Raw genomic sequence first — 13,246 nt, forward strand, 5'->3', positions numbered from 1 at the left:
TTAGAAAACACGATATTAAAAGCCCGAGAAATATGCAAGGATAGAGGGTTGTGGTTTGATTAAAGATTAGAAAACACGATATTTAGGAGAATGGAGGACAGGAGCAATTCAAGTTGTGGTTTGATTAAAGATTAGAAAACACGATATTATACGCTTTAATAGGTTGCGTGTCTTGTTGGTTGTGGTTTGATTAAAGATTAGAAAACACGATATTAGGTACACGTTTTGAGAAATCAATGCAATCGTTGTGGTTTGATTAAAGATTAGAAAACACGATATTCACTTGCCACATTGCACGTAATGAATACCCGTTGTGGTTTGATTAAAGATTAGAAAACACGATATTTCACGCTCGAGCTAGTCGAAGCACATTACCGTTGTGGTTTGATTAAAGATTAGAAAACACGATATTCAAATCCATTAAGTAAAAAATAAGCTGTTAGTTGTGGTTTGATTAAAGATTAGAAAACACGATATTTTACTTTTATGTCATACAAACCAGCCAAACGTTGTGGTTTGATTAAAGATTAGAAAACACGATATTATATTTTATTATTTCAACCGGAATACAACCGTTGTGGTTTGATTAAAGATTAGAAAACACGATATTAGTTGGCTTGTTACCTTCTGATAATCATGGGATTAAAGTAGGTATCGTATAAAAAAAATGCCTCTTTATTGGTTTGATAACCCAATATTGAGGCATTTTTTTATTTGTAAAGTGTTGTCTTCTAAATTATTGGTACATTTGTATAAATATTTATTCTATGAGAGTTGTAATTGAAGCTAGCGAGCAATATAAATCCTTTTTAATAGAGGTGGCAGAGGCAATTAAAGCAAAAATTTCATTTGATGATAAAGATGCTTATGAGGATATTCCTGAACATGTTAAATTAGCCGTAGAAGAAAGTCAAGTACAATATGAAGACGGGAAGTACACTGATTTTTCAGTTGTAAAAGCTTCTCTTTTGAGTAGGCTACACAAAATGTAAGGATGCGAATTGTATTAACTGATAATGCAAAGTTTACTTTGCAAACTATTTTTGATAGTATCGAAAGTAGGTTTAGTCCCAAAAGAGCAGACACGTTTTTACTTGAAGTAGAAAAGACATTACTTAAGGTTTCTAAAAATCCTGAAATATTTAAAGCAACTCCATTGTCTAAAAATGTTAGAATTGGAAAAATAAGCAAACAAACTTCATTTTATTATCAGATAAATTATAATACTGTAGTAGTTTTATATTTTTGGGATAACAGGCAAGATCCTATTTCTTTCTAAAACAATTCTAACTGTGTGGGTTGTGGTGCTTTGGGGACTTCGGCTTTGCCCCAAAAATTAAGAATATTTCCAAATTGTTTATCGGTTATTCGTAGTACACTGACTTTGCCAAAAGGAGGCAATAAATTGTGTATTCGTTTTTCGTGTACATCGGCGCTTTCGCTACTGGCGCAATGGCGTACATATACAGAATATTGCATCATAGAAAACCCATCCTTCAAAAGATTGTTTCGAAATTGGGAGGCGTTTCGTCGATCTTTTTTAGTTTCTGTGGGCAAATCGAAAAATACAAACAACCACATTATTCGGTATCCATTGAGTTCCATAGCTTCGGATATTTAATTTTTTTCCTATTTCCTGTATAGCATTGTTGAAGCGAACTAGCTGTTTTTTGTAACGCGACCATCAATGGGCTTTTTTCATCTTTAAAAAATACAGTTTGAGTTAGTACTTGAAGTAGTTCTGCTTTAATATTAGTATTGAGTTCTTGTTCATTATGATTTTTCATAATAGTGTAAACTTTTTCATCTACGATGGGTCTAAACGGTTCCATTATGTCATCAGCTAATGCAAAAGCGTTGTACTTGTTTTTATGGTGTATACCAAGGGTGTTCAATAAACCGCTTCCTGATAATGCTCTCGCAGTTGCAGCTCTTAATATAGCATAACCATAGTTTAAAAAATTATTAGGGTAATCTCCATAACGTTCTCGTTTTAATCCATCGTATTGTAAATTTGGTTGAGGGAAATGTTTCCAATATTGCTGTGCAGCTACACCTTCCATGTTTGTTGAATCGCCGCTTAAAACTTTACTTGCAAGAAAATTAAATGTATTTTTTTCGCTCGTGATTTTTTCTAGTAATATTCCTTGATTTTGTATTTTTTCAACAATTGTTTGTTGCCACAGTTGTTTTTTTAATGGGACAGTTGCTTCTATTTGATTTCTAAATATTTCTTGTTGTATATGATGACTATTTAGATTGAGAAACATTCCATTTGGTAAGTGATTTTTGGAACAAATAATAATTGCCGTGTTATTTTCGATAAGAAAATTCATTGCAGGAAGACTCAAATATATTTCGGGATTGTCTAGTACTACAAAACCAATATCTTCAATAGGTATGCTACTTTCTCTTGTTTCAGTTTTAATAACCAGCTGCAAGTTTTTAATTGTAATTGATGATTTGTTTTCTAGTAAAAGTGTTTTTTTTATCATAATTAATCTTTTAACTTATTTACAGTATTAAGTTTTAAGTTAAATTAATTAATTGTTGCCTTTTATTTTTACGTAAAACCGTAATTGGTTGATTTGCAAATAAAAAAGCTTCCAATCCTGAGACTGAAAGCTTATTTTATAATTGGATTTTTTTTATCTATTCCAGATTTCCCAAGATTTTTCGGCTTGGTAGACTAGCATTTCTAGGCCATTTTTAATTTGGGCTCCTTGGTTTTTTGCTTTTCTAAGAAAAGTAGTTTCGTCAGGATTGTAAATTAAATCAAAGGCAATATGTTGTGGGCTAAAGTAGTTATAAGGCAATGGCGGTGAAGCCTCGATATCAGGACTTGTTCCTACAGGTGTGCAATTAATAAAAATTTGATACTCATTAAAGGTTTCAGCATTTATTTGATCATATCCTATAGCATGATCTGTAGTTGTTCTCGATACAAAACGATAGGTGATACCTAGCTCATCAAGTGCAAAAGCAACCCCTTTTGATGCCCCTCCAGTTCCTAGAATCATTGCTTTTTTATGGTGGGCTTGCAATAAAGGTTTTAAAGCCTTTTTAAACCCATAATAATCGGTGTTGTATCCTTTTAACTGTCCCTTTCTTGTGAATTTTATCGTGTTTACAGCTCCTATTAATGTTGCTTTTTTAGATAATTTATCTAAATATGGCATCACGGCTTCTTTGTACGGAATCGTAACATTGATCCCATTTAGCTCGTGATGGTTTTCCTTTATAATAGTAACAAACCCTTCAATTGCAGGGATGTCAAAGTTTTCATAAGTACATCCTTCAAACTCATCTGATTTGAATTTATCTGTAAAATAACCTTTCGAAAAAGAATAACTAATATTTTTACCTAGTAAGCCAAAACGTTTTTTAACGGAATTAGTCATTGTTGTTTTTATATTTGTCAATGTAATTACGAACTGTTTTTTTAGTCCAAACTACGGGGAATAAGTCTTCAATTATAGTGTAATTCTCAAATTTTAAGCGCAAGCCATTACTCAAATGGAATTTAGCTTTGGTAGTTTCTTGTGTCATATAATACAGTCCAGCTAATCGATATTCTACTTCGTTTTCTTCTGGATAATATTCTGTTGCTTGCAATAAGGTTTGAATAGCGCTATCAAATTCACCTAAAAATTGTAAAATGTCAACCCAAAACAACCAAGTATCTAGCTCAGTATCTCCAAATTCAACTGCTTTTCTAAAACCAAATTCGGCCTCTTCAAAGAAATTCATTTGTTTGTTGATGGTAGCGTATCGTTTCCAGTACAAGCGGTTGTGATTGTCAATGGCTAATGCTTTATTGACAAAAAACAGTGCTTTTTGAAAGTTTTTTTGACGCACATAGAAATCAGTTATGGCAATCCATCCTTTGTCCAAAAGTGGATCTTCATGTACGGTTTCATTGTAAAATTTTAAAGCTAGAACGGTGTTGCCTAGTTTTTCATGACATTTTCCGATGCGCAATAAAGCATACGAGGTCGCGTCATCGAGTTCTATAGTTCTACTATAACTTTCAATTGCTTCTTCGTACTTCTTCAATCGTTCAAAAGCTTTGGCTCTTTCCATAAAAGCGCCAAGAAATTCATCGTCGATCAGGGTCGCATAATCAAATGCGCGTATGGCATTTTCATAGTCTTTTACTCCATAGTACAAGCGGCCTACTTGATGCCAAGCAATTTCGCTGTACGGATTTTTGTCTATGTAATTGTTCAAATAAGTAATTGCTTCTAGATTTTGATCCAAAAACTCAAAGCAATAAACTACGTTGTACAAAGCTGATTGATCTTCAAGATCTTCCTCTAAGCATTTGATGAAACTTTGTTTTGCTTCTTCAAGTTTATCCATAAATAGGTATTCCATCCCTATTAAATTATGAACATCGGCATAATCATCAGTGAATTGTAACGCGATCTTTAGCAACTCAACTGCTTTTTCATGTTGATCTCTTTTCGAACAGATGTTAGCTTTTTGAATGTAAATTTCTTCGTTGTTTGGCTCAATAGCATAGAGCTCGTTGAGCAGTTTTTCGGCTATTTCTAGCTTGTCATCATAGACCAGCATCTCTACTTGAACCAACTTCAATCCTGTCGATCTAGGATGTTGATCCAATGCAAGTTTGAGCGCTTTTTTGGCCAAAGCTGTCTTACCCATATCCAAGTAATGAAGGATGATTTCTTCAAACTCTTCGGAGTCAAAAAAGAGCACTTTGTTGGTTTTCAACATCGACTCAAATTTGGATAATGATAAGTTATAGTCTTCTTCTTCGTTGCTTAATTGCATACTGTTTTTTTTGAATTTGCCCTAAATTAAAATTAGGCATCAATATTGTTATTATGAAGAAAAAATTGAATTGTTGTGAACAATTTAATTAACAATATGAAATTGTTAAGTTTAGGTAGTGTTTTTTATACTTGAACTTCGTTCAAAGCAGCTATTATCATCGCACAACCTTCGCGTATTTCTTCTTCAGAAATGGTTAATGGCGGTGTAATTCTGATAGCACATTCTTCGAATAATAACCAAAACAAGATGAGTCCTTTGTCTTGGCATTTTAAGATCACTTCATTCGTTATTGCTGCGCTGTTTGTCATTGCGGCTAGCATTAACCCTTTTCCTCGAATCTCTTGTATCAAAGGATGTACCAAAAGTGATCTGAATAATTTTTCTTTTTCTAATGTACTAGGCATTAGGTTTGTTTCGGTAATTTCTTTCAAAGTGGCCAAGCATGCTGCCGCTATGACAGGATGTCCGCCAAATGTTGTGATGTGTCCTAGTTTTGGATTTGTACTTAATAAATCCATGCGTTCTGCAGATGCCGTAAATGCACCCACGGGCATACCGCCGCCCATTCCTTTTCCCATAACCAGAATATCCGGCACCACATTGTAGTTTTGAAATCCAAATAAGGTTCCTGTTCTACCAAATCCGGGCTGTATTTCATCTAGAATTAGTAATGCGCCCACTTCTTCGCATCGTGTTTTTACCTTTTTTAAGAAATCATTTTCGGGCTGAATAAACCCAGCGCCTCCTTGTATGGTTTCTAATAAGATTCCAGCAGTTTTAGTAGTTATTTTTTGTAAATCGGCTTCGTTATTGAACGTGATGAAATCAACGTCCGGTATCAACGGACGAAAAACTTGTTTGCGTTCTTCAAATCCCATCACACTCATCGATCCCATTGTGTTTCCGTGATAAGCATTATGGCACGAGATCAATTGACTTCTTCCTGTTGTACGGCGCGCTAGTTTTAAAGCGCCTTCAATGGCTTCAGTACCTGAGTTAACTAGGTATGTTTTATTTAAAGTTTCGGGTAGGAGCGAGGCTAATAGTTTGCAATATTCCACTGCGGGACTTTGCGAGTATTCACCGTATACCATCACATGTGAATACTTGTCGAGTTGGTCTTTGATTGCTTGATTGACTCTAGGAGGTTGATGCCCCAAAGTGCAGGCAGATACCCCTGCTACAAAGTCTAAATATTTTTTATTGTTGGTGTCGTATATATAAGAACCTACTGCATGCGAAACTTCCATTCCTAGTGGATATGGTGATGTTTGTGCTTGGTATTTTATGAAATCGTTATTCACTTTTGGTTGTATTTAACTGCTAATTTTTTTGTTTTCGAAACTAATAGGAAATTTAGAATCACAAGCTCAAGAATTTAAATGGTCAGATTTGTATAATCTTTCACTACTTTTTCTTTGTTTTCTTTTTGTCGTAGTTCAATGTTTCTTTTCGAATTTTCATTGGTATGTTTTTCTTAGCTTCGTCTACTTTTGTTGCCTTCGCAATTTTTTCATTGTCTTCGTTCTCTTCTGGCGGAAAAATATCATCCTTAGACTTTATGCGCTCATCACCTCGCCAAACTAGGCCTCGCAACTTTCTGGCATTTTCGGGCAAGTCTTTGTCGGGATAGATATCACCGTCTACTTGTTGGAAAAATGTTATTGTTTCAATGTCGTTTTTATCAAAAATAATATTGATTTTACTACTTACATTTTTATTGATCCCGATAAGGTCTTTGTCATCATTACGCATGTAATAAACTACCTCTGTGTTTTTAATTACGTCTACATCATGCAATTTTCCTTCGATAAATTTTCCAAAAAGGTTTTGCCCTTTAACCTGATTAAAGCCGGTGCCTATGGTATCTTTTGAGACGAGAAAGGTATTGTTGAGTACCTTGAGGGAATCTAATTCTTTAGATTGGTTGTTGCCTATCAGGTGCATGAGATCTCCTGTGATTTGGTTTTCTCCATTCCATAAAATAGGGTTTCCTATTAGTTTAGTCAAGGCTTCTTTGGAACTAGAGTGAATAGAGTCGCATTTACCGCTCATGTCTGTTTTATAAAAACGAACATTGTTAAAAGCTCTTATGATGCGGTTTCCTTCTTTACCAGTGACCATTAATTTTTTTCCATGAATGTAAACCGAGTCATTTTCGACAAAATTCACTGCCAAGGCTCTTTTAGTAACAAACATCGAATCCTTTTTTTTGTAAATTTCGGCATAATGACCTTTTACAATTCCGCGATTTATAGAGTCTGTGATTTTAACATTGCGGGATGCTGATGCAAATTCTTTATTTCGATCATAGTACAAACTATCTCCTTTCATCACCCTATCATCGTACTTGATATAGGATTTATTGAGAAAATGTGCCAGATTCTTTTTCGTGTCATAGAAGCCTTTCTCGGTATAAATATAGTTGGCTTTACTTGTAATTGTTGAAGGACCTAATAAATAGGAATGACCCGAATTAGTGTAGTAATCCAAATGGTTTGTTTTAATCACATAAGTTGGATTAGTGATGGTTACTGCAGTTAAGAATTGAAACTTTTTTTCGGCTAGGTAATATTTACCGGATTTACTTTTTAGTGTATTGTCTCTATTTACAATTGTTCCCTGTGTGTTATAAAAAGCTTGCTGGGTATTGCGATCAAAATTAATAGTATCTGTTGCTAGTGTAGCATCTGGAGAACTCATTACGGCTTCGCCTGTAGCAAAAGCTTTTTTAAAATTTCCGTTATACTCGGCATATTTACTATTGAGAAATAAGGTGTCTCCTTGAATTAATTGTACGTTTCCAAAAGCTTTTAAATAGTTTTCCTTTTGAAAAAAATACGCTTTATTGCAAGTTAAAACGGCTCCGTCATGGTTTACTTTTACATTTCCGGTTAGTAAAACAGCATCGGGAATTTCAACTTGATTCACATCAAAATAATCAGAATGTTCTACGACAATTTTTTTTGGGGCTTGCGCCAAAAGGAAATTGCTACAAAGTAGAACGAATAGGTAACAAAGGAAAAATTTTGATTTCTTCAATGGATTTTAATTTTTGTCAAATTTATGAAAAACCAGACAATCCTAATCCATATTAGGATATATTTATAATACAACAAAAGGGTTTTTTGAATTTTGGGCAAAAGTTGTTAACGAACGGCTTGACTCTCTCGTTGTAGTGCCGTTTTCTTGCTCTTTTTTGTTTTAATTTTAGATTCTGACTGTTTCAGTAATAGAAAATAGTTTAAATTTATGAAATTGATAAAAATCGGGCAAATCAGCATAAATAATTTTGTATGATGAAAAAAATAACTATTGTTGCAAGCATGAGCATCGTTTTACTGACAACTGCTTGTAAAACAAAAGATTTAAAAATGAAAGAAGATAGAAAAGAATTTATTTCGAATAAAAAAGAAGTTGTTTATCAGGTTTTTACACGTTTGTTTGGGAATACCAATACTACTAATAAGCCTTGGGGAACCATTGAGGAGAACGGTGTAGGGAAGTTTAATGACTTTACAGATCTGGCTTTAAAAGAAATTAAGGACTTGGGGGTAACTTATATTTGGTACACTGGAGTACCGCACCACGCTTTAATTCGGGATTATTCGGCAATAGGAATTTCTAATGATGATCCAGAAGTGGTCAAGGGGAGAGCAGGTTCCCCTTATGCCGTAAAGGATTATTATAATGTTAATCCAGATTTGGCTGTTGACCCCGCTAATCGCTTGGCCGAATTTGAAGCTTTGATCGCAAGAACACACCAAGCAGGTTTAAAATTGATTATTGATATTGTTCCCAATCATATTGCACGCAAATACGAAGGGATGAATAATCCGAATGGTGTACGTGATTTTGGTGCTGATGATGATGTTACTGTCGAATCCAAAAGAGATAACAATTTCTACTATATCCCCAATACCCAATTTGAAATTCCTGATACAGATGCGCCGTTAAATGGAGAAAAGAATCCGTTGGTTGATGGTAGTTTCAAGGAGTTTCCAGCAAAGTGGACAGGTAATGGTTCTCGAAGAGCTAAACCAGATCGCAATGATTGGTACGAAACGGTTAAGGTTAATTATGGTATTCGTCCAGATGGTTCAAAGGATTTTCCTGAATTACCGGCTCATTTTGATAAAAAATCGGCTCAAGAACATTTTGATTTTTGGAAAGATAAAGACGTACCAGATTCTTGGAAAAAGTTCAGAGATATCGCTTTGTATTGGACAGATAAAGGTGTAGATGGTTTTCGATATGATATGGCCGAAATGGTGCCCTACGAGTTTTGGAGTTATATGAACGCTGCTATTAAAGTCAAAAATCCATCCGCTTTTTTGTTGGCCGAAGTTTATAATCCAGACGAGTATAGAAATTACATCCGTTTAGGGAAAATGGATTATTTGTATGACAAAGTAGAAACGTATGATAAGTTAAAGGACGTGATTCGCGGTCATTCCTTGCCGGATGGATTGTCAGATATTCAGCATCGAATGGTAGATATTGAGCATCATATGTTGCATTTTCTAGACAATCATGATGAGCAACGCTTAGCAAGTCCGGAGTTTGCAGGTACTCCTGAGAAAGGAAAACCATTGATGGTGGTCTCTACAACGATCAGTACTTCGCCGACTATGATTTATTTTGGTCAAGAAGTAGGAGAGTCCGCTGCTGAAAACGCGGGTTTTGGGACGCATTCTAGAACTTCAATTTTTGATTATGTAGGCGTTCCAGCACACCAACGATGGATGAACAACGGGAAATTTGACGGCGGTCAGCTGAGTGAAAGTGAAAAATCGCTTCGAGAATTTTACAAACGATTGCTTAATTTTTCTTTGAATAGTACTGCTCTAATGGGAGCATTTCAGGAATTGCAATCGGTTAATCGTGATTCTAGCTGGGGGTATGATCCGGGTATTTATGCTTTTTGTCGTTGGTCTACAACGGAGAAATTAATTGTTGTGACTAATTTTTCATGGTTGACAACAAGTACATTTGAACTTAAAATACCTTCGAGTATTATTCGAAAATGGAATTTGGTTGATGGAACTTATGAGCTAACGGATCAATTGTATCAGGAGAGTAAGCTGACGTTGAATGTAACACATGGAGAAGGGAGAATTCATGTCGTGATAGCACCTTCGGAATCTTTTATATATAAATTATAATTTTCGCTCAAGGCAAATAAAAAAGCTGATGTTACATTTTGTAAACATCAGCTTTTTTTATTTAATATCTTTTTCTCTGGGAGGCTTCGTAATTTTCATTGATTTTCTTCCAGTTGATTACATTAAAAAAAGAATCAATATAATTCCTTCTTCTGTATTGGTAGCCAAGGTAATAAGCGTGTTCCCATAAGTCTAATGCCAGTATAGGAGTTCCGGGAACAGCCGCATTTCTCATCAAGGGATTGTCTTGGTTTTGTGTACTGGTCACCTTTAATTTTCCGTACTTGTCGACAATTAAAAAAGTCCAAGCTGATCCAAATTGATTGGTCGCTTCGGCTTTAAACGCCACTACAAAATTATCATAAGACCCAAAATCTCTATTGATCAATGAGGCAATTGTGTCAGTGGGTTTTCCGCCTGTTTCTGGTGCCATGGACTTCCAGTATAAGCTGTGATTGTAGTAACCACCTGCATTGTTGCGTAAATCGGCATTGTTAACGTCTAACTTTGATAGAATATTTTCGATCGATTGATTTTGGTATTCAGTACCCGCAATCAATTTGTTCAAATTATTGGTGTATGTTAGGTAGTGTTTAGAATAATGTGTTTCTAAGGTTAATGGTGATACCGTAGGAGACAATGCATCATATTGATAGGGTAGTTTTTCTAGTTGAAAAGAGCCAGGTGCTGCTTTTGCATCCTCAGGAAAACCAATAGAAACCTTCTCTTGGGCAGTGGGTAAGGGTACTTCGACTACTTCTGTTAGCTTTTTATCTTTACATGAAAATAAAACAGTCGTTGCTAGTATAGCTGTAAGTAAATAGTAATATTTGTTCATTATTGTACTATTTTTTCAATAGTGAATTGATAATTTCTATATAATATTCTTTGGCTTCATCCGTAGAAAAATGACTTATTTGCATCCATGCATTTGTTTTAAATGCGTCTCTTAAATGATAAGTAGTGGTTTGTCTCGGTTCTACTGTACCCAAAGTTGCTTGTTTGTAAAAAGCATAAAGACGCAATTGCACATCTTGCGGAAGTGATGCTTGAGTCATTTCGGAAGCAGCTTGAACTGCTTCCTGAAATTGAGTGTCTAAATCTTTATCGATCATTATCCTTTTGTTGCAATAACTGTTTTACCACCAATAGCTTTTTGATCAAGAACTACATTGATTGGTGTACCCAATGGTAAGAAAATATCAACTCTTGAACCAAATTTGATGAATCCTGCATCAGTTCCTTGAACTACTTGCATTCCTTCTTCGGCATAGTTTACAATTCTTCGCGCTAGGGCTCCTGCGATTTGACGGTATAAGATAGCGCCAAATGTTTCGTTTTCTATAACAATTGTCGTTCTTTCGTTTTCTTCACTTGCTTTTGGATGCCAAGCCACTAAAAACTTACCGGGGTGGTATTTGCTAAATTTCACAAGACCACTCAATCCATAACGAGTAACGTGCACATTGATAGGTGACATGAAAATCGAAATTTGCAAACGTTTGTCTTTAAAATATTCTGCTTCAAATACTTCTTCAATTACAACTACTTTTCCATCTACCGGAGCTAGTATTTGATTTTCATTGATGATTACCGTTCTTTTAGGATTTCTAAAAAATTGTAAAATAATAATTAAAATTACAAAAGCACTTAGTTGTAGTAACATTTGTAACCAACCAGCGTCGATGAATCGATCCGTTAATAATAACACAGTAGCTGTGAATATAATTCCTAAGATAATTGTTTTGGTACCTTCTTTATGAAACATAATTTAAAATTTGATAAAATAAAAATATAATTGGTGCTACAAATATAACACTATCTAGACGATCTAGAACACCTCCGTGGCCAGGCATTATTTTTCCGCTGTCTTTTACTCCAGCGATACGTTTAAATTTTGATTCGATTAAATCACCAATTGTACCAAAAGTACCTACGATTACGGCAATAATTAACCAAATGTAAATCTTGTCTTCAACTATTTGAATATAGTATTTTGCAATTAAATAACTTGCTATTACTGCAAAAACAACACCTCCAAAAAATCCTTCGATGGTTTTTTTAGGGGAAATTCTTTCAAACAACTTTGTCCTACCAATTGATTTTCCTACGATGTAGGCAAAAGTATCATTGGTCCAGATTAATATAAAGATGCTAATTAGTATTTTGGGATTGTAACCGTCCTTTCCAAAAGGGATTTTTGTCATGATGACAAATGGCAATATGATATAACCAGTTAAATAGACATATTTAGAAAACGCATCGATTTTGAGTGTTTTATTGTCGAATAAGAAATGAATGCTTTTTAAAAAAACAAAAAGTGTTGCACCTAGAACAGCCCAGTCAAAAGGTTTACTAAACCGCAGTTCGTAGAATAATCCGCTTGTCGCAAATGTGATTTTGTAAAACAATAAATAAAATGCCGAAGCAAATAGGATAGGGATTACTTTGTGAATTTGTACTAGATTGCAAAATTCAAATGTCGCTATAAGCAGAAACGCACCAAATAGTATAAAAAAACTTTCGGTTGAATAGAGGATGCAAAATATTAATAATATAATATAAACAGCACCCGATATTGCTCTCTTTAAGGTTTCATTCATCTTAAAGGTTTTCTAAAAGCAACAAATAAAGGTTTTTTGGCGAACTGCCATATTGAGTAAAGTCTTCTTCTTGTACTTTCTCAAAATATTTGATTGCCGTGATATTTGTTGGATAATCTCTTTCGTATTTTTTCTTTATAGCGCTCAAACCATCGCTTTTTACTTCTAGTATTTGGCTTGTTGTTGCCAATACTATAATGTTTGCAGGAAGTTCGTTTGGTTTATGCTGCTTAATTTGTTTCGAAGAAAATAAAATTGAACCTTCTTCGGCTATTAGGTTTTCACAAGTGGAGAATAAAAATGTAGGTCGGGTTACTTGTTCGTATGGAAGTTTGTTTTCCTTTAATAGGCTAAAAAGACTTGGGTCAAAACACAGTACTTCTTTCTCATACCAATCGTTCTCTTCTAAAATGTTTTCTAGTTGCTCTTTTACTTCTTCAAAGTTTTCACAGTATAAAAACTTACCTCCGTTTTTTTTGAAATTAAAAATAAACTGTTCGTCAGTAGACAAATCAGCTTTTTCAAAAGAGCCATTATTTTCTTGCTCTTTCTCCTCGTCTGAAGATGAAATACTAGAACCAAAAATTTTTCTAAAAAGACTCATATTTTGTTAAGGTACTTTATGTGTTATGGGAAAACGTCCAAAGATAAAAAAATCTTAATTCAAAAGGGACTTTT

14 protein-coding genes and 1 CRISPR repeat array (1 of these 15 cut by a window edge) are annotated in these 13,246 nt (G+C 34.5%); of the genes, 3 read left to right on the forward strand and 11 right to left on the reverse strand.

The features are described 5' to 3' along the window. Nucleotides 1-610: direct repeats of the CRISPR family, unit length 36 nt; unit sequence GTTGTGGTTTGATTAAAGATTAGAAAACACGATATT; it begins 151 nt to the left of the window's first position. 157 nt (nucleotides 611-767) lie between these two features. Then, nucleotides 768-992, forward strand: a complete 225-nt coding sequence (locus H8R24_RS01855; RefSeq protein ID WP_187016782.1) for a hypothetical protein — start codon at nucleotides 768-770, stop codon at nucleotides 990-992. 2 nt (nucleotides 993-994) lie between these two features. Next, a complete protein-coding gene (locus H8R24_RS01860) occupies nucleotides 995-1,279 on the forward strand; it encodes a type II toxin-antitoxin system RelE/ParE family toxin (protein ID WP_187016781.1) in 285 nt (94 codons plus the stop codon). Here H8R24_RS01860 and cas2 read toward each other — a convergent pair. From cas2 to H8R24_RS01890, 6 genes are all read right to left on the reverse strand, one after another. Further along, nucleotides 1,276-1,605, reverse strand: coding sequence for a CRISPR-associated endonuclease Cas2 (gene cas2, locus H8R24_RS01865; RefSeq protein WP_187016780.1), 330 nt, complete (start codon nucleotides 1,603-1,605; stop codon nucleotides 1,276-1,278). The genes H8R24_RS01860 and cas2 overlap by 4 nt on opposite strands. Next, entirely contained in the window at nucleotides 1,581-2,495 is a 915-nt protein-coding gene (cas1, locus tag H8R24_RS01870; RefSeq protein ID WP_187016779.1) for a type II CRISPR-associated endonuclease Cas1, read from the reverse strand. The genes cas2 and cas1 overlap by 25 nt, the downstream gene beginning before the upstream one ends. Nucleotides 2,496-2,648: 153 nt before the next feature. Further along, the gene (locus H8R24_RS01875) at nucleotides 2,649-3,401 is read right to left on the reverse strand and encodes a shikimate dehydrogenase family protein (protein WP_187016778.1); all 753 of its coding nucleotides are present in this window, start codon (nucleotides 3,399-3,401) and stop codon (nucleotides 2,649-2,651) included. Further along, nucleotides 3,394-4,797, reverse strand: a complete 1,404-nt coding sequence (locus tag H8R24_RS01880; RefSeq protein WP_187016777.1) for a tetratricopeptide repeat protein — start codon at nucleotides 4,795-4,797, stop codon at nucleotides 3,394-3,396. The genes H8R24_RS01875 and H8R24_RS01880 overlap by 8 nt, the downstream gene beginning before the upstream one ends. 125 nt (nucleotides 4,798-4,922) lie before the next feature. Then, the gene (locus H8R24_RS01885; protein WP_187016776.1) at nucleotides 4,923-6,104 is read right to left on the reverse strand and encodes an aspartate aminotransferase family protein; all 1,182 of its coding nucleotides are present in this window, start codon (nucleotides 6,102-6,104) and stop codon (nucleotides 4,923-4,925) included. Nucleotides 6,105-6,207: 103 nt separating this feature from the next. Further along, complete coding sequence (locus H8R24_RS01890) at nucleotides 6,208-7,842, reverse strand: OstA-like protein (protein ID WP_187016775.1); 1,635 nt, start codon at nucleotides 7,840-7,842, stop codon at nucleotides 6,208-6,210. A gap of 257 nt (nucleotides 7,843-8,099) precedes the next feature. Between H8R24_RS01890 and H8R24_RS01895 the strand changes: the two genes are divergently transcribed. Beyond that, complete coding sequence (locus tag H8R24_RS01895) at nucleotides 8,100-9,965, forward strand: alpha-amylase family protein (protein ID WP_394354169.1); 1,866 nt, start codon at nucleotides 8,100-8,102, stop codon at nucleotides 9,963-9,965. 61 nt (nucleotides 9,966-10,026) lie between these two features. On the opposite strand, the gene H8R24_RS01900 is transcribed toward H8R24_RS01895, so the two are convergent. From H8R24_RS01900 to H8R24_RS01920, 5 genes are read right to left on the reverse strand one after another with little or no spacing between them, the layout of a single operon-like run. Continuing rightward, the gene (locus H8R24_RS01900) at nucleotides 10,027-10,803 is read right to left on the reverse strand and encodes a superoxide dismutase (RefSeq protein ID WP_187016773.1); all 777 of its coding nucleotides are present in this window, start codon (nucleotides 10,801-10,803) and stop codon (nucleotides 10,027-10,029) included. A gap of 7 nt (nucleotides 10,804-10,810) precedes the next feature. Next, nucleotides 10,811-11,080: an acyl-CoA-binding protein gene (locus tag H8R24_RS01905; protein ID WP_187016772.1), complete on the reverse strand. Its 270-nt coding sequence runs from the start codon at nucleotides 11,078-11,080 to the stop codon at nucleotides 10,811-10,813. Further along, on the reverse strand, nucleotides 11,080-11,733 hold the full coding sequence (locus H8R24_RS01910; protein WP_187016771.1) for a phosphatidylserine decarboxylase family protein: 654 nt from the start codon (nucleotides 11,731-11,733) through the stop codon (nucleotides 11,080-11,082). The genes H8R24_RS01905 and H8R24_RS01910 overlap by 1 nt, the downstream gene beginning before the upstream one ends. Further along, nucleotides 11,723-12,568: a phosphatidate cytidylyltransferase gene (locus H8R24_RS01915; RefSeq protein ID WP_187016770.1), complete on the reverse strand. Its 846-nt coding sequence runs from the start codon at nucleotides 12,566-12,568 to the stop codon at nucleotides 11,723-11,725. The genes H8R24_RS01910 and H8R24_RS01915 overlap by 11 nt, the downstream gene beginning before the upstream one ends. A gap of 1 nt (nucleotide 12,569) precedes the next feature. Beyond that, complete coding sequence (locus tag H8R24_RS01920) at nucleotides 12,570-13,172, reverse strand: lactate utilization protein B/C (RefSeq protein ID WP_187016769.1); 603 nt, start codon at nucleotides 13,170-13,172, stop codon at nucleotides 12,570-12,572. Between the last annotated feature and the right edge of the window lie 74 nt (nucleotides 13,173-13,246).

The organism is Flavobacterium muglaense (assembly GCF_014305155.1).
GTDB classification, from domain to species: Bacteria; Bacteroidota; Bacteroidia; order Flavobacteriales; family Flavobacteriaceae; genus Flavobacterium; species Flavobacterium muglaense.